Raw genomic sequence first — 19,807 nt, 5'->3', positions numbered from 1 at the left:
TACCGCGCGGCCTTGCATATGATTGCCGAATATCCCCTGCATGATTTTCCGTCCATAGAGAATGTCAGTGGTTCGGGAGAATAGTGCAGGAGCGTTTTCATACCGCTGAGGATGTACGCTGCCTTGCCGGAAAATCTCTTGAGAGAAGTGCTGAATCTATACACCGCGTCTCCATCGAACCCTATTCCCGCCATAAGGCAGAAGTATCGCGTAAGAGGCGACGGAAGCTGGCCGACGGTGATCCTTCCAAGGGAGACGGCCCGTGGCCTCCCCTTGAGAGCCCTGTTCACGGCGCCCTCAATATCTTCGGGAATGCCGAGTTCCTTGGCCAGGACGTTGGTCGTCCCCATTGGCAGAATCGCCATGGAGACATCGGTATGGACGATACCGTTTATCACTTCGTTCAACGTGCCGTCACCACCTGCGGCCATGATAAGGGAGATACCTTCAGCCTGTGCATGTCGGGCAAAGGCCTCAGCGTCTCCCTTTTTGCATGTGAATAAGACCCGGACGTCCCAACCTCCTGAACGCAGCAGATTCGCGGCCCTTTCGATGCCCTTTTCAGAGGCATGCCTCGCAGCGGGGTTGGCAATGAGGAGAATCGGTGACTTCATCGAGAGACGCGATCCCTTGGCGGGAGAGTCGCGATAACCGGTATCTTTTCAAGATAATCTATGATGGGGCTTACGTCTGCCTTCTCTTCGACGAAGAATATCCTCCCTCCGCTCATGCTCCCTGGATCTTTGATCTTCGTTACACGGACGTAGCCGAGACCTGCCGACGCGACATACCCTGTCGTATAATGAGGATCATCGGATATACAGAGTTCGGCAACCACACCGCCGCACGAGGCCACCTTGGATGCAAGGACAACCGCCTCCTTCACCGTAGACGTATTTATACCGCCTCTCGCAAGGCCCCGCGACAATCTCCTCTCAGAGGATCTTTCGATCCCGAGTCTCGATACCCGCACCCCCCTCAACGTGTCCGGCTCAGCCCGGATGCCCGACACCGAACGTATGAGTGATGCGCCGCGCATAACTTCATTTCCGGCCGCAATCCTGATACCCCGCTCGATGACCTCTCTCGACAGCCCTGCCTCCGACAATAATGAGCAGATAACTCTCCTGGCTTCATGAGGTGATTGACAGACAATGGTCGAAACCGGCAGAAGAGGTATGGCGAGAGGCTCCTCGTTCACCTTCTCGATGGTGAGGGTTATGGTATCCGGCAGTCCCCGTGGGTGGTTTATTGCCCTCTTGAGGTAGCCATCGACAATGCGAGGTATCTCGCAAGAGGCATAGAGTCCCTCGGCGCCTGAAACATGGATCGCCTTCTCTTCGCCGCTCTTTCCTCCGGATAGACGCCTCTTCTTCCCTTTTCTGGACGCCCTCATCCTGACGCTCCAGAGAGAACCGCTGATCTTTTCCATTATCCCGGACACCTCAATACTGGAAAGCTCTCTTCTCGATCGTTACGCTGGACAGGGAACAACCTGCAGTCCGAACTTTTGCAGCCTAAACGTTGCCGCCGGAGAGTTCCGTTAATCGAAACATTCCATCGTGCGGAGTCTATTTATCTCGCAATGTCTCCGCTCACACCATATCTTTCCGATCATCGGGGCCTCCCCCGAAGGCGTCAGCATCTTTGCCCATTTACAGTCCTGACACCTTTTGCTCTTTTCCGATACCGACGGCAAGAAGCACGACATGCTCCTGCTTTGGCCCATCGGTATCTTCCTCTTGCTGCACCACACGGTGCCCCCAGGAGGTCTGTGGCCGTCGGGGGTCGTTTCATAGCCATACTTGCAAGACTTGCACGAACAGGTCAACGTCCTCCGCCCTCTTTCAGTGCGGACAGCCGTTCCCTGGCCCTCTTTGCCTCTTCACTTTCAGGATATTTCTTGAGGATTTCTTCGTACAGTTCTCGGGCATGCTCCCGGTTCTTCTGCACTTCTTCAAATTGTGCTGTCTCTAACAGTTCGGCAGACTTGTTGCGGGTGCACGCTGAAACGCAAAAGAGACAGAGGGCCATGAAGACAAGAACCGCCTTTTTCATACATCCTCCTCTCTCCTCTCGCTGCAGAAAGACTCATCACCTGCACGTTCAGGCAATGATCACAAGTTCTATGGGTAGTTACTATTTAACCACATTCACAGCGGATTTTTCATGGAGTTTTGCGGACCGCAAACGCCTCTTCAGGACAGGCTGTTATTAGAGGATTATGTGGTCGGAACAATCACAGACGGCTATTCTCTTGCCAAGAAGGGGATGCCGTCCCCGAAGAGATGACCTGCCTTAGCTTTCATCGGTTGACAAATCATCGGGATATCGGATACCTTTTATCTACATTATGAATATCACCCGTGAAACAGACTATGCCGTCAGATGCGTCCTTTACCTCTCAATGAATCCCCAGACCGTCACCGTAGTGGAGGACATAGCGCGGGAGATGGAAATTCCGAAGAGTTTTCTTGCAAAGATCCTCCAGAAGCTCGTAAAAGCTGGCATCGTGAAATCAAGCCGTGGTGTGAAGGGGGGGTTCCGGCTCGGAGGAGAGCCTTCAGAGGTGAATCTGCTCACGGTGATCGAGGCTATTCAGGGTCCCCTGTGCCTGAATATCTGTGTGCTCGACAGCGACAGTTGCTCAAGAAGCAGTTTCTGCTCCGTCCACCCGGTCTGGGTCGAGATCCAGAGGGGCATCGAAAACAAACTCAGGCATTACACCTTCGGCAGATTCTCGAAAGAAGAGACGACAACACGCAACAGAAGAAGCGAAACATCATAGAGAAGATACCAGCGGATCGGTCTGTTTATTGCGACCGCAACGTGTCCATAAACCTCCCTTCCCTGCCTTAACAACGGTGAAACCTATTTTATCCTTTTTGATATCACTTTGAATTCGTCTGTTCCGGCTTTTTCCAATACCTGAAACAAGACGGTTTCCGTGCAGGTCACCACGGCCCCTGCGTCCCCCATGAATCCTACGCCTGTCTCGAAGTTTGCCTGCGTGCGAGAGCAGACTGCGTCCTTGACGACATGGACGGCATATCCCCTTTTTAATAAACCAATACATGTCTGCAGCACGCAGACATGGGTCTCCATCCCTGCGAGGACAACTTTTCTTCTCCCTGAAGCATCAAGGGAGTTCAGGAAGGCAGGTTCCCCGCAGCAACCGAACATCATCTTCTCAATGGGTTCATACGAAGGAACCGAATCTCTGATCTCGCTGACTGTGATGCCGAGACCCTTTGGATACTGCTCCGTGAGAATGATCGGGATGTTGAGGAGTTTTGCTGCCTCGATGAGATGGAGAGTATTTGAAACAACCTTCCGGCGCTCGTCCATAACAGCAGCGAGGCGCTCCTGAATATCGACCATGACGAGGACTGCTTCATTCTTACGTAGGAAAAACCTGTCCATCCTGCTCCTCAAAGGCAGGGGCGATTCATGAATCGCCCCTGCAGAACCACGCGCCTAGAGCTTGCCGTCTGTTCTCACTGTCTTCCCTTTACCAGGTTGTCAACAACTGATGGATCGGCAAGGGTCGAGGTATCACCCAGTTCATCAATCTGTCCGTGGGCGATCTTCCTCAGAATCCTTCTCATGATCTTGCCGCTCCTCGTCTTCGGCAAACCCGGTGCAAACTGGAGTTTGTCGGGTGTTGCGATGGGCCCGATGACCGTCCTCACATGGCCCACAAGAATCTTCTTCAGTTCATCTGTCGGCTGCTTACCTTCCTTAAGGGTCACATAGACATAAATGCCCTCTCCCTTAATGTCGTGGGGATAACCGACCACCGCTGCCTCTGCAACGGCCTCGTGGCTCACGAGGGCCGATTCGACCTCAGCCGTCCCGAGCCGGTGGCCGGAGATGTTGATGACATCGTCGATTCTCCCCATGAGCCAGTAATCACCGTCTCCGTCAACTCTTGCGCCGTCTCCGGTAAAGTACCTGCCGGGGAACCTCGTGAAGTAAACCTCCTTTACCCTCTTGTTTTCCGGGTCCCCAAAAGTACCCCTCAGCATGCCCGGCCAGGGTTTCTCGATAACAAGGTAACCGCCTTCGTCTACCCCTGCAGGAGAACCGTCTTCTTTCAAGACCCTAGGGACAACACCGGGAAAGGCCCTTGTGGCTGATCCCGGCTTCAAGGTCATGGCTCCGGGAAGGGGCGTTATGAGGATCCCTCCTGTCTCTGTCTGCCACCACGTATCCACAATAGGTAATTTTCCCTTTCCGACGTGGGTGTGATACCACATCCAGGCTTCGGGATTGATCGGCTCGCCAACGGTGCCCAGCAATCTCAGGGATGAAAGGTCATGTTTCGTAACCCAGCCTTCGCCTTCCCTCATCAAGGCCCTTATGGCAGTCGGAGCTGTATAAAAGATATTAACCCGGTGCTTGTCGCAGATGTCCCAGAATCTGCCGGCGTTCGGATAGGTCGGTACACCCTCGAACATCAGGCTCGTGGCGCCCGCAGAAAGAGGCCCGTACACAATGTAACTATGTCCCGTTACCCAGCCTATGTCTGCTGTGCAGAAATGGATGTCTTCCTCCTGGTAGTCGAAGATCCATTTGAAGGTGAGGTTCACAAAGAGGAGGTAGCCTCCTGTCGTGTGGAGCACTCCCTTTGGCTTTCCTGTCGAACCCGAGGTATAGAGGATAAACAACGGATCTTCAGCGTCCATCTGGACCGGTTCACAGTAGCCCTGAACGTCCGCAGCCGACATCTCCGTATTCCACCACAGGTCCCTGCCGTTAACCATATTGATCTCGCCGCTCTTTGTCCTCTGAACGACGATCACCTTCCCGACCGTCGGACACTCGTTGAGCGCCTCATCTGCATTGGCCTTGAGGGGCACGAATTTCCCTGCCCTCGCGCCCTCATCGCAGGTGATGAGAAGACTCGCCTTGCAGTCCTGGATCCTGTCCCTCAAGGACTGTGCGCTGAATCCTCCGAACACGATGCTATGAATGGCCCCGATCCTGGAACAGGCGAGCATGGAGATGGCCAACTCCGGGATCATGGGGAGATATATGGTGACCCTGTCGCCCTTCTTCACTCCGTGCTTCTTGAGGACATTCGCAAACTTGTTCACCTCATAGTACATCTGCTGGTAGGTGTAGGTCTTGTAACTCCCGTCATCGGCTTCCCAGATAATGGCAGCCTTGTTCCGTGTGGGTGTCGTTATGTGCCTGTCAAGACAGTTGTAGGAGACATTGATCCTCCCGCCCTGGAACCACTTGATCTCGGGTCTCTCAAAATTATATTCCAGCACCTTATCCCACTTCTTGTACCAGGTGAGATGCTTTTCTGCCATCTCACCCCAGAAGCCTTCGGGGTCATCTACAGACTTCTTATAGATCTTTTCATAGTCCTGAATGCTCTTGATGTGGGCCTTTCCGCTAAACTCCTTTGATGGTGGAAATGTCCTGTTTTCAGCCATCAAGACGCTAATGCTCTCTTTTGACATTCCGGTCCTCCGTCATAGTTATTTTTTCATGAAACACCAGGAGTCAGAATAGAGACGGAGAGGTCTTCTCCCTCATTCTGACCCCCGGATAGAGCCTTTCCTAACGCCGACCGACGATGGTTAAGAACTGCTAACTAATCTTCAGCCCCTATGCCGATATACTCCCTCAGTTTCTCACCATCAAACTTCGCTTCGGCGACCTTGTCAGGCGCCATGAGGGACACGAGAATGCCGATGATAAAGGCTGCTGCCATAGAGTATATACCGGGGTTCTTAAGAGGGAAAATCGCCTTCGGCATATTGGACTTTGCCGCTTTAATCTGTGGTTCTGCCGCCTTCTTCTCTGCTGCAATCGAGGCATCTATCTGCGCTGCCATTACAGGATCGACTCCCGGGACTTTCTGTTTCTCGAGTTCGGCGACCTTTGCCTTTACGCCGTCTTCGATTGTCTTGACCTGCTTGCTCACCGCAGCCACATCGTCCTTGTGGACGATATCGACCCATACCGTCGGGCTGAGGATCAGGAGCGCTGTAGCGACGATAAGGCCGGTGTAAATACTCGTCACCGCCCCGTATGTGGTGAACTTCTTCCAGAGGATCGACATGAGGAGCGCAGGGAAGTTGGCGCTCGCAGCGATAGCAAAGGTGAGGCCGACGAGGAAGGCGACGTTCTGGCCCTTAAAGAGGATCCCGAGGAGCATTGCCGTGATGCCAAGGCCGACGGTCGCGATCTTTGCGACCTTCACCTCATCCTTTTCTGATGCCTGGCCGCGCCTGATGACGCCGACAAAGAGGTCATGGGAGAAGGCGGATGCGCCTGCAAGGGTCAAGCCTGAGACAACGGCAAGGATGGTGGCAAAGGCAACGGCCGAAAGGAACCCGAGGAAGAGGTTCCCGCCGAGGGCCTCTGCAAGGAGAGGTCCTGCCATGTTGCCGCCCTTGTCTATACCCATGATGACCTTCTGGGTTACGAGAACTGCCGCGCCGAAACCGATGGTAACGGTGAGGATGTAAAAGTATCCGATGAACCCTGTTGCGTAGAAGACCGACTTCCTTGCAGCCTTTGCATCAGGGACCGTATAGAACCTCATGAGGATGTGGGGAAGTCCTGCCGTACCGAACATAAGCGCGAGTCCGAGGGAGAAGGCATCGACGGGGTCCGTAACGAGTATTCCCGGCTCGAGGAACTTGTTCGTGTACATCTTCTCTGCCTGGCCGAAGAGCTCGGCGTAGCTGAAACCGAACTGGGCGAGGGTCAGGATAACGAGAAGTGTCGCTCCGCCGAGGAGCAGGCATGCCTTTATGATCTGGACCCATGTGGTCGCGATCATACCACCGAAGATCACATAGGATATCATCAGTGTTCCCGTCACTATGATAGCAACCTCAAAGGGGATACCGAACATCAGCTTTATGAGCGTTCCTGCTCCAACCATCTGGGCAATAAGGTAGGTGAGAACGACCACGAGAGAGCCCGCAGCAGCAGCGGCCCTTATCGGTCTCTGGTTCAGCCGGTACGCGACAACATCGGCGAAGGTGTATTTGCCCAGGTTTCTCAGGGGTTCTGATATGAGGAACATGATGATCGGCCATCCCACCAGCCATCCCACTGAATAGATGAGGCCGTCATACCCCTTTGTCGAGACTATTCCCGCGATCCCGAGAAAGGACGCTGCACTCATGTAATCACCGGCAAGGGCGAGGCCGTTCTGGAAACCGGTGATGCTCCTGCCCGCGGCGTAGAAGTCCTTTGTGGTCCGCGTTCTCTTTGCAGCCCAATACGTAATGCCCAGGGTACTAGCAACGAAAAAAACGAAGAACATTATCGCCGTCGGGTTCGCCTGACCTATCATAGTTTGTGTTGCTTGTGGCATCGTTATCCTCCTATCACTTTCTCTTTGACTTTCTTGACCAGCACGTCATACTTGCTGTTCGCCCAAAAGATGTAAATACCCGTAAAGACCCAGGAGAAAAGGATCGTGCCGACAGCAATGGGAATTCCGATCGTCGTGGCCGACCCTTCACTCAGCTTCTGGGCCAGGAACGGTTTGTTAAAGGCGATCAGGGCGATAAACCCGAAATAGAGAACCAGTTCCAGAACCGTCAGAATTACGGAGATCGTATTCTTCTGACTCGTCAATGATTTGAAATCCTCGTCCTCAAGGATTTCATGCACGGTCTTCTTACTGCTCATTACTCTTACCTCCTCCATCAGGTTATAGCTTGCAATGCAAGCGCGAATTTCCTAAAAAGTGTACATCCCAATCGCATGTCCTGTCCTATCACCTCCCTTTGATGGATTACCGATACCTAACAGGTCGCCTATGCTGTTTATCCCTCCTCCGGTCAGCATAGGGATGAACCGCTGAAAGACCTGCGCCGTGATGAATGCGTCCATTGCCGCATTATGCGCGCCGGTAACAGAGACTCCAAAATGCTCTGCGATGTCAAACAATCCTGAGTCCGTGAACCGAGAAGGGAAAGTCCTCTGGGAAGAATACCTTTTCCGTATCCATTCATAGATGGCAGACGTGTCAAGGACCTCGTTCTTCAAGGCGTATCCGAGAATTCTTTTCATCTCCCTGTTGATAAAGGCGAGGTCCACCGATATGCAATGCCCCACAACGACATCGTTGCCGCAGAACTGGACAAATTCCGAGAGGACCGTGGCAATCTCAGGCTTCTCGACAACATCCGAGGGTGTAATTCCATGGATAATGATGCTTTTCGCGGTCAGTTCCGTCTCAGGGTTTACAAGCTTATAAAAGACATCTCCAAAGTCTATCCTTCCGCCTACCATCCGTATGGCAGCCATGGAGACGATGGAGTCTCGTTTTTCATCAAGACCGGTGAGTTCGGTATCGATTATGACATACCTGACCTTACCGACCGGCAGCGTTTCGTCGATCACTGTTCCCTTCCTCTTCCTGAAATTCAACAAGCCCAGCATTCTTACAAGATTGACTGTTTGTATCGTTCGATGATAAGGTCTTGTATCCTTGAAATAAGAGAGAAACTGTCCTTCAGGATTTTTTTGTCAAGACTGCTTAATTTGTACGGATTGATGAAATTGTCAGGCTGCCTGCCCACCTCGATCTGATCAAATTGATGCTGGACCCTCAGGAGCATGATGAACTCAAAGGCATATTCAAGCTCTTCGGCGCTCTCCTTGACGATCGTATGCCGGTCTCTCAGCGTCTCAATCCTTTCAAGGGTTGAGGTCTCCCGTATCCCTTTCTCGAGAGCAAAGAGTCTGACGGCATCAACAAGGGGGGCAATCCCTTTTACTTTGAGATCGAATTCATCCTTGTGCTCACCGCTCTTTTCGACCACAAAGGACCTGAGGAAGCCCATGGGAGGGGTGTTCTTAATCACGGCATTTGCCATAAAGCCGAAAAAGGCCGGTTGGCTCTTCAGCAAGGAAGAGAGGGCATCTCTGAGCGCCTCAGAAAGGCTTATATTGCCATAAAGCGGTCTGAAATCGAAGAATATGAGGGACTTCAAAAGGGCTTCAGCCGTCGGTTCGTTGACCCACAGAGAGAAGTACCTTTTCCACACCCTCAGCGGCTGACACCACTGGGGGTTGCTCGCCATATAATCGGCAGGACAGGGCGGAAATCCGCATTTCAGAAGACCGTCGCGGACGAGGAGCGTGAGGGCCGAAAAATAGGTCCTCGCCTCTTCCTCCCTCTCAGGCGACGTTGTGTCTTCATAGACGATCGCGTTGTCCTGATCGGTCCTGAAGGTCTGTTCCTTACGGCCTTCGCTGCCGAAAATGATCCAGCAATAATCAAGAGGAGGGCTTCCGAGCTTCTTTTCCGTAATCTCGACGATCTTCCTAAAGAGCCGGTCATTGATCTCGCTAATGATCCTTGTGATATTGCTCGCCTTGGCCCCTTCCTTGAGGAGGAGCTCTATGATCTTGTTTATCTTCTTCGACGCAGGGACCAGTCCTTCTACGGACTGCTGACTTTCTATCTCCCGTGCTATAGAGATGGGAGAAGTGCCCTGGAGCATCATAAGGTCATGGTTGGTGATCACCCCCTTGAGTTTGCCGTTGTCGATCACCAAAAGGTGGTGTATGTTGTACCGTATCATGTTGAGAATCGCTTCGAAGCAATAATCACGGGCGTCGGCCTTGATAAGGGAGACGCTCATAATCGTCTTCGCGCTTTCCGAGACATTTCTTTCCTTTGAGACAACCTTATCCCTCAGGTCCCGGTCCGTGACGATACCTGTCGGAACCCCTTCGGAATCGACAAGGACAAGAGAGCTTATCCTGTTTTCCGACATGATCTCGGCAGCCTGCCGTATCGAGATCTCCTGGGACGCGGTTATGATCGCCTTTGTAACAAGCTCGCCGATGGGGGTGGTGAAGAGGAGTCTGTCTCCTCCACTGTAAAGGACGCTCTTCTTCCTCATCTCCTTATAAGTCTTGTCGATATATTTGTTCAGGACGGAAACGAGAAAGTATTCGGTAAAAGCCGGATAGGTTTCGAGAAGCTCAAGGACCTTCTCCCGACCTATAAGATAGCAGGTGGTGTCATCCAGAGCAACTACATTGGCCCTGGATTTGTCGCCGCTCACAAGGGAGAGAAAGCCGAAGGAATCGCCTTCGCCCCTTACGTCGATCATGACCTCGTCGTCCCTGCCAGACCTTATGAATACCTTCACCGAACCCTGTCTGATGATCCTCAGGTACTCACTTGCAGGCCCTTCCTGGCGGAGTATCATGGAACCCTTCGGATAGAATTCAATGGAGATACTACTCGCGATACTGCTCAGAGTAGCTTCGTCAAGCTCGTGAAACGGTGTGACCTCTTTAAGGAACTCGATGACGTCTTCGATAGGCATGGTGACATTCATAACTCTTTTATGAACACGCAAGTAATGTGCCCAAGATTATTTGGTAGGTCAAGATAGCATAACTTACTGTATAACAAGGATTATTGCAAATAACCGGTCACTGACCTTAAAGTCTCAATTTTAGAGCTCAGACAAATTAGTTACTAGAGGTAACATGGAACGAAATGATAAATGAAATATCCTTAATTTTAAGATATTACCTTATGTAACTTATTGTAACAAGAATGAGGCCTTACCGTGAACAATAGTAACTATTTCCTCTTGAGCCCCCATTTTCTTCTCTTTTCCCACAAAGACTTTCTCGTGATGCCGAGCATATCTGCAAGCTTCTGTTCGGTATAGGCTGACTGGAACCTCAGGATGAATTCCTTTGTATAGTCTTCGATTGAAAGGACGGTATTAAAGGCAGCAGCTACGAAAGAATCGCGGACCTTCATGCCTTCGGGAAGATGTTCCCGAAAGATCGTGTTGCTTTCGGTTATGAGCACCGCGCGTTCAATGATGTTCTGCAGTTCCCTGACATTTCCAGGCCAGGGGTAGTCCACGAGAATTTTCAGGGCAGAATCATCGATAAACTTTACTGACTTTCCAATCTCGTTCGCATATTTCTCGACAAAGTGCTTCGCGAGGATAACAATGTCCTCTCTCCTTTCCCTCAAAGGCGGCAACGTGATCGTGACGACATTGATCCTGTAGTAGAGGTCTTCCCTGAAGGTACCTTCATTTACCGCCCTCAGGATGTCCTTGTTTGTGGCCGCAATAAACCTCACGTCGACTTTTCGGGACTGAGTACTGCCGAGGGGTCTTATCTCATGGTCATCTATTACCCGGAGGAGCTTTGCCTGTAAGTGCTGGCTCAGTTCTCCGATTTCATCGAGAAAGATAGTCCCGCCGTCTGCCTCCTCGAAGAGACCCCTCTTCGAACCCGTTGCGCCCGTAAAAGCCCCCTTTATATACCCGAAGAGTTCTGATTCAAGGAGATTCTCTGGAATCGCGCTGCAGTTTATTGGGACAAAGGGCTTGTCCTGACGGAAGCTGTTATAGTGAATAGCCCTCGCCACAAGCTCCTTACCCGTACCGGTCTCGCCGAGAAGGAGTATACTGCTCCTTGAATCGGCAATCTTCTTGACTTCACCGATCACTGCGGAGATCTCACTGCTCTGGCCCACGATCTTTTCGAAATCGTATCTCTCCTCTATCTGCCTCCTGAGCAATACATTTTCTGCCCTCAGGGACCGTTCTTTCAGGGCATTTCTGACGATTCTCTTTATCTCCTCATGCATGATCGGCTTTATGACATAATCATACGCTCCGGCCCTGAGGGCACCGACTGCGGTCTCTATCGAGGCATAGGCAGTGATGATGATGACGATCTGTTCCGGCAATTTTTCTTTTATCCTGCGCAAGAGCTCTATCCCGTCGATCCCGGGAAGGGTAATGTCCGAGATGATCAGGTCATAGGCCATCTCTTCAATCTTTCCGAGAACGGATTCGGCACTGGTAAAGGCGTCAACCACATATCCTTCTCTCTCAAGTACCCTCTTCAGAGACTCGCAGAGGGTCTCTTCGTCTTCAACGATCAGCAGTCTCTCGTTCACTACGCCACGCCTTCCTTTTTTACACGATGAAGGCCTTACACCTCTCGAAGATCAGCTCCTGCAGGCTCGACACGAGATGAAAGGCCTCCCGGATCGTCTTCTTCTCGAGGTTGCTCAGCTTGTTGGGATTGATAAAGTTGTCAGGTTTCACGCCTTCACTGATCTGCTCGAACTGATGCTGGATCCTGAGAAGCATGATGAACTCAAAGGCATGCCTCAGCTCTTCAACATGTTCCTTTACAATCGCGTGTCGTTCTCTCAGAGCCTCGATTCTTCCGAGGGTCGACGTTTCCCGAACACCCTTTTCGAGGGCAAAGAGCCTCACGGCATCAACGAGCGGGGTAATACCCTTCACCTTAAGGTTGAACTCGTCCTTATGTTCACCGCCCTTCTCGACAACGAAGGACTTGAGAAAACCGATGGGCGGGGTATTTTTTATGATCAGGTTCGCCATATGACAGAGGAAGACATTCTGTCCCTCCGAGAGGAGCCGGAAAGACCCTCGCAGCTCATCGTGGAGGCTGAATTTACCATAGAGGGGCCTGGCGTCGAAAAAGATGAGGGATTTCAACACCGCCTCCTGAGTCGGTTCGTTCATCCAGTCCGCCGCGTACTTTTTCCAGACCTTGAGCGGCTGGCACCACTGGGGATTGCTCGCCATATAGTCGGCGGGACAAAGGGGGAAACCGATCTTCAGAAGGCTGTCTCTGACAAAAACTGCAAAGCAGGGAAAATAAGCCTTAGCAGCCTCCTCCATTTCCTTCGTTACGGGGTCAACAAAGATGATAGCATTATCCTGGTCTGTTTTGAAGGTCTGTTCCTTGCGACCCTCGCTGCCGAAAACGATCCAGCAATAGGGAAGCGGCGGTTGTCCACATTCCTTCTCTGCAATTTCGATGACTTTCTTTACCAGTCTGTCATTGATCTCGGTTAAGATCTTCGTGATCCCGCTCGCCTTCACACCCTCCTTGAGGAGGAGACCGATGAGATTGTTTATTTTTGAGGATACCGGCAAGAGACCGTCGACAGTCTGCTGGTTTTCTATGTCACTGGCAAAGGAGAGGGGGGACGTTCCCTGGAGGAGCATGAGGTCATGATTGGTCATGATGCCTTTCAACGCCCCGTCTTCTATCACCAGCATGTGATGGATATTGTATTTCAGCATTTTCAATACGGCCTCAAAGCAGGAATCCTGAGCGTCAACCCTTATGAGGGATATGGACATGATGTTTTTTATCGGTTCCCGTACGTTGCGTCCCCGTGCAACAACCTTGTCCCTGAGGTCCCTGTCTGTAACGATACCCGAGGGGAGGCTCTTCTTGTCACGGACGATGAGAGAACTGATCTTGTTCTTTGTCATAGTCTGGGCGGCCTCCTGAATGGTCATGTCATCGCTGACCATGACAGCTTCCGTCGCTATCCTCCCCACGGGTGTCGTAAACAGAAAACGGTCGCTGCCGACAGAGGACCGACTCTTGGTCTGCATTTCGCTGTAAGCCCTGTCGATATACCTCGAAAGGTATGACATGAAATACTCTGTGAAGGCCGGAGTCGATTCTATGAGCTTCAGGACTCTTTCCTGTCTCAGGGTATAACAGATGGTATCGTCAATAGCAATGACCGTCGTCTTGCCCCGTTCTTTACCGATCATCGAGAGGAACCCGAAGTTATCGCCCTCCCCCCGGTAGTCCATCACGACGTCCTCTCCATTCTCCGACCTCATGACAATCTTCACCCCGCCTTTTTTTATGATCCGCAGGGAATCGCTTGGCGGGCCTCCCTGCGCCAGAATGACCGTCTCTTTCGGATAGAACTCCATGGACAGACTGCCGGCAACGGTCTTCAAGGTCTTTTCATCGAGAGACTGGAAGGGGGGGATTTTCTTGAGAAAACTTATGACATCTTCAAGGATCATCTCGTTATGGCGACATCTCGTACGGTTAAGGTTGATGGGATGTCCGGGTCAATATGTGCGTTGACCTCTCGTGACTGTTTCGTCTCCAAGACTCACGCCGGCGGGAAGAATTGGGGGAGATGATTCACCCTTATTATGTCAGTATCCGATATGAGGACCGCCCTTTCAATAATATTCTGGAGTTCCCTCACGTTGCCCGGCCAATCGTACCGAAGGAAGAGATCCAGGGCCTCCCCTTCGAGTTCCTTGACGGGCTTGCACAAATCCTGGGAATACTTTCTGATAAAGTGTCTTGCCAGGGGCTCTATATCTTCTTTTCGTTCCCGCAGAGGAGGAAGCCTTAATGAGATACCGTTCAACAGGCCATAGAGGTCCTTCCTGAATTCCTCTTTCGCCACCGCAGAGGCGATATCATGGCTTGTGGCAGAAACGATCCGCATGTCAACCTTAATGCCCTGTTTGCCGCCAACGGGAACGGTCTCATGGTCTTCAAGGGCCCTGAACAGTTTTGCCTGGAGAGAGCCGCTCAGGAAGCCGATGTCACGAAGATAGAGCGTCCCGCCATCGGCTTCCTCAAAAAGCCCCTTCCTGGAAGTCAGGGCATCCTTGAAGGCCCCTTTTACATAACCAAAGAGCCTTGCCTCAAGAAGCTCTTCGGGAATCGTAAAGAGATTTACCGGGATGAAGGGCTTACCGTCCCTTCCGCTGTTCAGATGTATGGCCCTGGCGATAAGCTCCCTGCCTGTTCCTATCTCTCCGTTCAGGAGAACGTTCTTCCCACTACCCGAGATATTCCTCACTTCGCCGATGACGGTCCTCATGACAGCACTCTCACCGATAATCATACTGAGGTCATAGTGCCTCTCGATATGCCTGCGAAGCCTGAGGTTTTCTTCCTGGAGTGCAGCCTGAGTGAGAGCATTCTTCACAATCTGCTTAATCTCTTCGTGCATGACGGGCTTCACCACATAATCATAGGCGCCTGCCCGAAGGGCTTCAACAGCCGTCTCCAGCGATGCATAGGCCGTGGTTATGATCACGATCTGTTCAGGGACTTTCTCCTTGACCGACTTCAGCAGCTCTATCCCCGTATTCCCGGGCAGGATGATATCAGTTATGATCAGGTCGTAAAACCTCTGTTCAAAAAGATCGAGGGCTGACTCGGCGCTGTAAGAGATATCGACAATATAGCCTTCTCGTGAGAGTACCCTTTTCAGCGACTCACAGAGAGTCTCCTCGTCTTCGACGATCAGCAGCCTTTCATTCATTCTTGTCGGCGGGCAGGGTTATGACGAATGTAGTCCCCTCTCCTTTTTTGCTTTTAGCCGTTATCGTCCCGTTATGTTCCCTGATTATACCATAGCAGATGCTCAAACCTAAGCCCGTGCCCTGCCCCGGGGCCTTCGTCGAAAAGAAGGGATCAAAGATCCTGCCAACAAGGCCTTCCTCGATCCCCGGGCCCGAATCGCTGAAAACTACCTGAACGGATGAATCGGTCTTTTTCATCGAGATGCTCAGTCTGCCGCCGTCGGGCATGACATCGAGGGCGTTGATAATGAGGTTCAAAAAGACCTGCTGGATCTTATCGGGATTGACCCTCAGGGACGGAATCCCGTCTATATCAGTGATGAGCTGAATATTCTTAAACCTCTTGTCATACCTGACAAGGTTTATCGTTCTGTCAAGGATCTCAGAAATATTGGAAGGCGTCTTTTCCGGGGAGGATATCCTCGCGAAATCGCCCAGGCTCCGGACGATCTTCACGATCCGATCGATATGGCTGTTGATCGTCTTCAGCGAGCCGTCTACAAATTCGACATCGTCCCGTGATTCGATGCTCAATGACCTGAGTTCCTGGACGAGGGAGGATATCGATGCAAGGGGGTTGCCGATCTCATGGGATATCCCGGCTGTCAATTTACCGATACTGGCGAGCTTTGACGTCTGCAAGAGTTGCTCCTCCATCTTCTTCTTCTCCGTGATCTCTTCGAAGATGACAACATGCCCGCCCGAAGGGTCTTTGAACGGGCTCACATTGATCTTGAAGGACTGGAGGGAAGGAGTCTCGACGGTCATCTCCTTTTCCTCTGTCCGTATGAGTACCTCCCTTGTCAACCATGGCAGCAGATGGAGCAGAGACCTGTTAAAGGCAACTGATCTCCCGATGCCGCTTATGGACTCCATCTCCCTGTTCCAGTATTTGACATTGAAAAGAGCATCAACGGTCACGATGCCGACGGGGGCGCTTTCAATAATATTCTCACTGAATTCCTTGAGATACGAGAGTTCCCGGTTCGCTTCCGCCAGTTCCTGACGGGAGAGTCTCAGATGTTCGGTGATATGCTTGATCGATTCAGAAAGTTCCCCTCTCTCCCTCTCCGTCAGCACGAGCTTATCCTCGAAGATAATCGCGGCCATGGAAGAGCCGATCGCGCCTGAGAGGATCTTTTCCGCCTCGTCGCGCAACTCAAAAAGTTCCCTTGGCGTAAGTTCCTCATGGCTCTTCCCTTTTTTCGACAGATAGTGCGCGGTGACGTCTCCTGCCTCGGCCCTGCCGATATACTGGGCAAGGATATTTTCGATATCATGGGCCGTATAAGAACTTCCGTGGGCGAGTTCCTTCACCCTTTCATAGGAATCTACGAAGATGAGGGACTGGATCTCCTCCTCCTTTGACTGTCTGGTGAAGATCGAGACGCCGACGTAGAAGATGAGGTTTATGAGCATGCTCCAGAAGAGCGAGTTTCCCCATTTGCCAAGGTCAACGATTCCGAAGAGATTATGCGGATTGAGCATTTCAGAACCCGTCATGAGCTCGATAACACCGACATTCTTCACGATCCCCGCCTTTATGAGGGCGGGAACGATGAGGGTGTAGAACCAGACAGCAAAGCCTGCAAGGAGTCCTGCTGTGGCCCCGGCCCTCGTCCCCCTCTTCCAGTAGAGTCCGAGAAAGAAGGCCGGCGCAAAGAGACTCACCGCAGCAAATGACTTGAGTCCGATCTCGACAAGGCTGTAGAATTCTCCGATTGAAGTCGCAAAGACATAGCCCATATAGACGACAGAGAGGATTACGAGTCTCTTAATGTTAAGGACGACGGAGGAGAATTTCGGGGCATCATGGAAGTTGATCAGCGCCGGCATGATGATACTGTTCATTACCATGGTGCTCAGAGCCAGGCTTTCGACGATTACCATGCCCGTAGCCGCTGAAAAGCCGCCGATAAACGCCAAAAGCGACAGGTACCTGTTGCCGTGCTCCCAGGGCAGGGTGAGCACAAAGTAATCGGCATTCTTCCCCGAACCCCCGAGGAGAAGCCCGCCAAAGGCGATAGGCAGCACGAAGATGTTCATGAGAAAGAGATAGAGAGGAAAGAGCCATGCAGCCTTTGTCACATGGTTTTCGTCATAGTTCTCGACAACAGCCATCTGGAACTGGCGGGGCAGGAACATGATGGCCATCATCGAGAGGAAAAGAAGCGACAGCCATTCAGGATAATCCGTCCCCGTCCCTGTCCCGAGAAAGAGGAGCACAGAGTGCTCAGAATCCTTAATCTTGGCAAAGATATCGCCGAAGCCATTAAAGAGCCCGTAGGTTACATAGGTACCGACGAGGAGAAAGGCAGCCAACTTCACGATGGACTCGAAGGCGATGGCGAAGACGAGGCCACCGTGACGCTCTGACGAATCAAGGCGGCGAGCGCCGAAGATGATTGCGAAGATTCCAAGGGTCAAGGTGATAAAGAGTCCAATGGCAGCGCTTCCCGATGATTCACCGGATATGATGTCAAAGGTGCTGATGATCGCCTTGATCTGAAGTCCCAGGTATGGCGTGATACCGACTACGGCAACAATCGTCACCAGGGAAGAAAGGAAGAGCGATTTACCGTATCGTGATCCGATGAAGTCAGACAGGGTCGTGATCCTGTTTGCCTTGGCAATCCTCACGACCTTCCTGAGCATGACAATCCAGAGGGTCGCCATGAGCGTCGGCCCCAGATAGATGGTGAGGAAGGAGAGTCCTGACGTGGCCGCTTTCCCTACGCTCCCGTAAAAGGTCCATGACGTGCAGTAGACCGCTAGTGATAGGGAATAGATGTAAGGGTTATTGGCGATGCTCCTTCCCGACTTTTCCTTTCTCTCCGCATAGTAGGCTAAGGCAAAGAGAAGAAAGAGATAGCACAGGACAATACTGAAAAGATTATAGGCCTCGAACATTCCTACACATCATGGTTATTGGCGCCTCTCGTCTTGCGAACTGCAAAAGCCACGAGGAGAATGAAAAGAAACCAGAAAATGAAGAGATAGGAGACTACGGTGACATTGAATATTTCAAGGAAGGGCCAGTTAAGCCCCAAGAGGCCAAGAATAAAAATGAATATCCATATCTCCGGATTCCTCATTCTCCACCCCCTGGTATCATGATCATCTATCGTATGGGACCTTATTCATTATAGCTGAAATCTCAACAATTTGGTCCATGTTGTGTCACGATTCCGTGACAGCTCACCTCTGTGACATGATCAATTGCCGAGGTTTCCGTAAAAGGGAAGGCCACCGCGTGCCGTCAGGTACCGTCTTCTATAACCCTTCGCTTTGTCATAATTTTTTTGCCCCACTACGGAGAGGTGTCCTGGTGAAATGCGTTTTATCATCAATACAAGAGACTGGCACAACCCTTGAACTATGAGGCCCGGCGGCCATACTGCAGGCGCACCAGACGCCGACAGAAGAACTGGAAGGAGGAATATCCATGGAGACGAACAAAGGGCTAACACTCATCGAGATCCTTGTCGCCATGTCGGTGATAGGGATACTATCCGCTGCCATCGGGTTCTTTTTTGAGGGATGGGCGAGCACGTACAGAATCGAGAGCCAGATAAAGGAGATGTACGCAAATCTTATGAAGGCCCGTGTACAGGCAATGCAGGTAAACAGGGTCCATTTCGTCACCCTTTCACCTACGCATTATGCGGTCTTCGATGATACCAATCCGGCCTCCGAAGGCAATAATATCCTCGAAACGTCGGCTGACAGGCAAATTCTCCTGCAGGAGTTCGATGCGCACTATCCCATAGCCTGGAGCGGTGCTGCAGACACGAGGATCACCCTTACGGCAAGAGGTTTTTCGAACGACAAGAAGACGATCTGTATGTTCTCGAGCAAGGACCCCGATTACGACTGCATCGAGATCTCGGCCACGAGGATAAATATAGGAAAGATCCTGAAACAGCCTGCGGAAGGGGGGAGATGCATAAGCGAAAACTGTGAGTCCCGGTAAGAGTGAGGTGCTCATTGGGTCTATATCTGGATGAAAAGGAAAAGCGACAGTTAACAGGTCAGATACGCGAATGTTATGCTCAGCTCTCCGCCCTTTTGCACTCCAGCCGCTTTATGTAACGAATTACCCAAAATATGGAGTCCCTTACATAATTCTTGCCGGCTGATTTCTGTAATACCTTGATAGTACAGGTTTCTTAACCTTATGAGTCCGGGTATCGAAATTGCTTCTTTTTTCCTGTGGATTTTCAAGACATGGTCTAGCTTTGACTTTGCTTTCTCTCCGCCATGGGGAGAAAGGCCGATTGGAGGATTAGGATGGAATGGAAGAAGAAAGTCGTCGATGCGTCATGTCTCTCTCGGAGATGGGGTATGTTGTTATCGGTCTTGGTAGCCTCTCTTTTTGCATTCCCCTCATCCGACTACGCAGGCATAGTGAAGACACCTCCTAAGGTCGTCGCGGGTGTGGTGCAGGAAGTTACGACAGGCCATATTGAGGTTGAGGGAGTCTATTATGATATCTCTCAGGCCAAGATTGTGACGACCGATGGAGGGAAAGCCACATCGAGTTCCATACGAAAAGGCTCCCATGTCGTGATTGTTCTTGAAGAGGGAACAGTGACAAAGGTCCGAATCAACAACAATGAAAAGAGTGTCGTAAAATGAGGATGACC

At 51.5% G+C, this 19,807-nt stretch carries 17 protein-coding genes; 3 read left to right on the top strand and 14 right to left on the bottom strand.

What is annotated here, in order from left to right; genetic code table 11:
- The 3 genes from VFG09_08060 to VFG09_08050 form a co-directional block, all read right to left on the bottom strand.
- Positions 1-614 (bottom strand): diacylglycerol kinase family protein (locus VFG09_08060; GenBank protein HET6515098.1); only part of this gene is annotated, 614 nt, incomplete at its 3' end.
- Positions 611-1,432: a 6-carboxyhexanoate--CoA ligase gene (locus VFG09_08055; protein HET6515097.1), complete on the bottom strand. Its 822-nt coding sequence runs from the start codon at positions 1,430-1,432 to the stop codon at positions 611-613. The genes VFG09_08055 and VFG09_08060, both read right to left, overlap by 4 nt.
- Before the next feature lie 395 nt (positions 1,433-1,827).
- Complete coding sequence (locus tag VFG09_08050; GenBank protein ID HET6515096.1) at positions 1,828-2,058, bottom strand: tetratricopeptide repeat protein; 231 nt, start codon at positions 2,056-2,058, stop codon at positions 1,828-1,830.
- A 295-nt stretch (positions 2,059-2,353) separates the two neighbouring features.
- Here VFG09_08050 and VFG09_08045 point away from each other — a divergent pair, with 295 nt between their 5' ends.
- Positions 2,354-2,788, top strand: a complete 435-nt coding sequence (locus VFG09_08045) for an Rrf2 family transcriptional regulator (GenBank protein ID HET6515095.1) — start codon at positions 2,354-2,356, stop codon at positions 2,786-2,788.
- Between the two features lie 83 nt (positions 2,789-2,871).
- On the opposite strand, the gene VFG09_08040 is transcribed toward VFG09_08045, so the two are convergent.
- From VFG09_08040 to VFG09_07990, 11 genes are all read right to left on the bottom strand, one after another.
- Positions 2,872-3,423: a hydrolase gene (locus VFG09_08040; GenBank protein ID HET6515094.1), complete on the bottom strand. Its 552-nt coding sequence runs from the start codon at positions 3,421-3,423 to the stop codon at positions 2,872-2,874.
- Positions 3,424-3,497: 74 nt separating this feature from the next.
- Positions 3,498-5,474, bottom strand: coding sequence for an acetate--CoA ligase (acs, locus tag VFG09_08035; GenBank protein ID HET6515093.1), 1,977 nt, complete (start codon positions 5,472-5,474; stop codon positions 3,498-3,500).
- A gap of 134 nt (positions 5,475-5,608) precedes the next feature.
- The gene (locus tag VFG09_08030) at positions 5,609-7,348 is read right to left on the bottom strand and encodes a sodium/solute symporter (GenBank protein ID HET6515092.1); all 1,740 of its coding nucleotides are present in this window, start codon (positions 7,346-7,348) and stop codon (positions 5,609-5,611) included.
- Between the two features lie 2 nt (positions 7,349-7,350).
- The gene (locus VFG09_08025) at positions 7,351-7,668 is read right to left on the bottom strand and encodes a DUF485 domain-containing protein (GenBank protein ID HET6515091.1); all 318 of its coding nucleotides are present in this window, start codon (positions 7,666-7,668) and stop codon (positions 7,351-7,353) included.
- 51 nt (positions 7,669-7,719) lie between these two features.
- Positions 7,720-8,385 carry a 3'-5' exonuclease gene (locus VFG09_08020; protein ID HET6515090.1) on the bottom strand — a complete coding sequence of 222 codons (666 nt, stop codon included), beginning with the start codon at positions 8,383-8,385 and terminating at the stop codon, positions 7,720-7,722.
- 41 nt (positions 8,386-8,426) lie between these two features.
- Positions 8,427-10,328 (bottom strand): DUF294 nucleotidyltransferase-like domain-containing protein, encoded by a 1,902-nt coding sequence (locus VFG09_08015; GenBank protein ID HET6515089.1) that lies wholly within the window; start codon positions 10,326-10,328, stop codon positions 8,427-8,429.
- A 263-nt stretch (positions 10,329-10,591) separates the two neighbouring features.
- Positions 10,592-11,938: a sigma-54 dependent transcriptional regulator gene (locus VFG09_08010; protein HET6515088.1), complete on the bottom strand. Its 1,347-nt coding sequence runs from the start codon at positions 11,936-11,938 to the stop codon at positions 10,592-10,594.
- Positions 11,939-11,957: 19 nt separating this feature from the next.
- Positions 11,958-13,853 carry a DUF294 nucleotidyltransferase-like domain-containing protein gene (locus tag VFG09_08005; protein ID HET6515087.1) on the bottom strand — a complete coding sequence of 632 codons (1,896 nt, stop codon included), beginning with the start codon at positions 13,851-13,853 and terminating at the stop codon, positions 11,958-11,960.
- Between the two features lie 92 nt (positions 13,854-13,945).
- Positions 13,946-15,121 (bottom strand): sigma-54 dependent transcriptional regulator, encoded by a 1,176-nt coding sequence (locus VFG09_08000; GenBank protein HET6515086.1) that lies wholly within the window; start codon positions 15,119-15,121, stop codon positions 13,946-13,948.
- Positions 15,114-18,071, bottom strand: a complete 2,958-nt coding sequence (locus VFG09_07995; GenBank protein ID HET6515085.1) for an ATP-binding protein — start codon at positions 18,069-18,071, stop codon at positions 15,114-15,116. The genes VFG09_08000 and VFG09_07995 overlap by 8 nt, the downstream gene beginning before the upstream one ends.
- Before the next feature lie 2 nt (positions 18,072-18,073).
- Positions 18,074-18,256 carry a hypothetical protein gene (locus VFG09_07990; protein HET6515084.1) on the bottom strand — a complete coding sequence of 61 codons (183 nt, stop codon included), beginning with the start codon at positions 18,254-18,256 and terminating at the stop codon, positions 18,074-18,076.
- Positions 18,257-18,606: 350 nt separating this feature from the next.
- On the opposite strand from VFG09_07990, the gene VFG09_07985 reads away from it, so the two are divergent.
- Together VFG09_07985 and VFG09_07980 are read left to right on the top strand one after the other, a co-directional pair.
- A complete protein-coding gene (locus tag VFG09_07985; protein HET6515083.1) occupies positions 18,607-19,134 on the top strand; it encodes a type II secretion system protein in 528 nt (175 codons plus the stop codon).
- A 317-nt stretch (positions 19,135-19,451) separates the two neighbouring features.
- Positions 19,452-19,799, top strand: coding sequence for a hypothetical protein (locus tag VFG09_07980; GenBank protein ID HET6515082.1), 348 nt, complete (start codon positions 19,452-19,454; stop codon positions 19,797-19,799).
- The last annotated feature ends 8 nt before the right edge of the window (positions 19,800-19,807 follow it).

It is taken from the genome of Thermodesulfovibrionales bacterium (assembly GCA_035686305.1).
Lineage (GTDB): Bacteria > Nitrospirota > Thermodesulfovibrionia > Thermodesulfovibrionales > UBA9159 > DASRZP01.
Note: the sequence above shows the minus strand (reverse complement) of the source record. Positions and strands in the feature narration are given on the sequence as shown.

Excerpts from the sequence above, each read along its gene's own strand:
- VFG09_08055 (HET6515097.1), bottom strand. The coding sequence starts at position 1,432 with ATGGAAAAGATCAGCGGTTCTCTCTGGAGCGTCAGGATGAGGGCGTCC.
- VFG09_08050 (HET6515096.1), bottom strand. The coding sequence starts at position 2,058 with ATGAAAAAGGCGGTTCTTGTCTTCATGGCCCTCTGTCTCTTTTGCGTT.
- VFG09_08045 (HET6515095.1), top strand. The coding sequence starts at position 2,354 with ATGAATATCACCCGTGAAACAGACTATGCCGTCAGATGCGTCCTTTAC.
- VFG09_08040 (HET6515094.1), bottom strand. The coding sequence starts at position 3,423 with ATGGACAGGTTTTTCCTACGTAAGAATGAAGCAGTCCTCGTCATGGTC.
- acs (HET6515093.1), bottom strand. The coding sequence starts at position 5,474 with ATGTCAAAAGAGAGCATTAGCGTCTTGATGGCTGAAAACAGGACATTT.
- VFG09_08030 (HET6515092.1), bottom strand. The coding sequence starts at position 7,348 with ATGCCACAAGCAACACAAACTATGATAGGTCAGGCGAACCCGACGGCG.
- VFG09_08025 (HET6515091.1), bottom strand. The coding sequence starts at position 7,668 with ATGAGCAGTAAGAAGACCGTGCATGAAATCCTTGAGGACGAGGATTTC.
- VFG09_08015 (HET6515089.1), bottom strand. The coding sequence starts at position 10,328 with ATGCCTATCGAAGACGTCATCGAGTTCCTTAAAGAGGTCACACCGTTT.
- VFG09_08005 (HET6515087.1), bottom strand. The coding sequence starts at position 13,853 with ATGATCCTTGAAGATGTCATAAGTTTTCTCAAGAAAATCCCCCCCTTC.
- VFG09_08000 (HET6515086.1), bottom strand. The coding sequence starts at position 15,121 with ATGAATGAAAGGCTGCTGATCGTCGAAGACGAGGAGACTCTCTGTGAG.
- VFG09_07995 (HET6515085.1), bottom strand. The coding sequence starts at position 18,071 with ATGTTCGAGGCCTATAATCTTTTCAGTATTGTCCTGTGCTATCTCTTT.
- VFG09_07990 (HET6515084.1), bottom strand. The coding sequence starts at position 18,256 with ATGAGGAATCCGGAGATATGGATATTCATTTTTATTCTTGGCCTCTTG.
- VFG09_07985 (HET6515083.1), top strand. The coding sequence starts at position 18,607 with ATGGAGACGAACAAAGGGCTAACACTCATCGAGATCCTTGTCGCCATG.
- VFG09_07980 (HET6515082.1), top strand. The coding sequence starts at position 19,452 with ATGGAATGGAAGAAGAAAGTCGTCGATGCGTCATGTCTCTCTCGGAGA.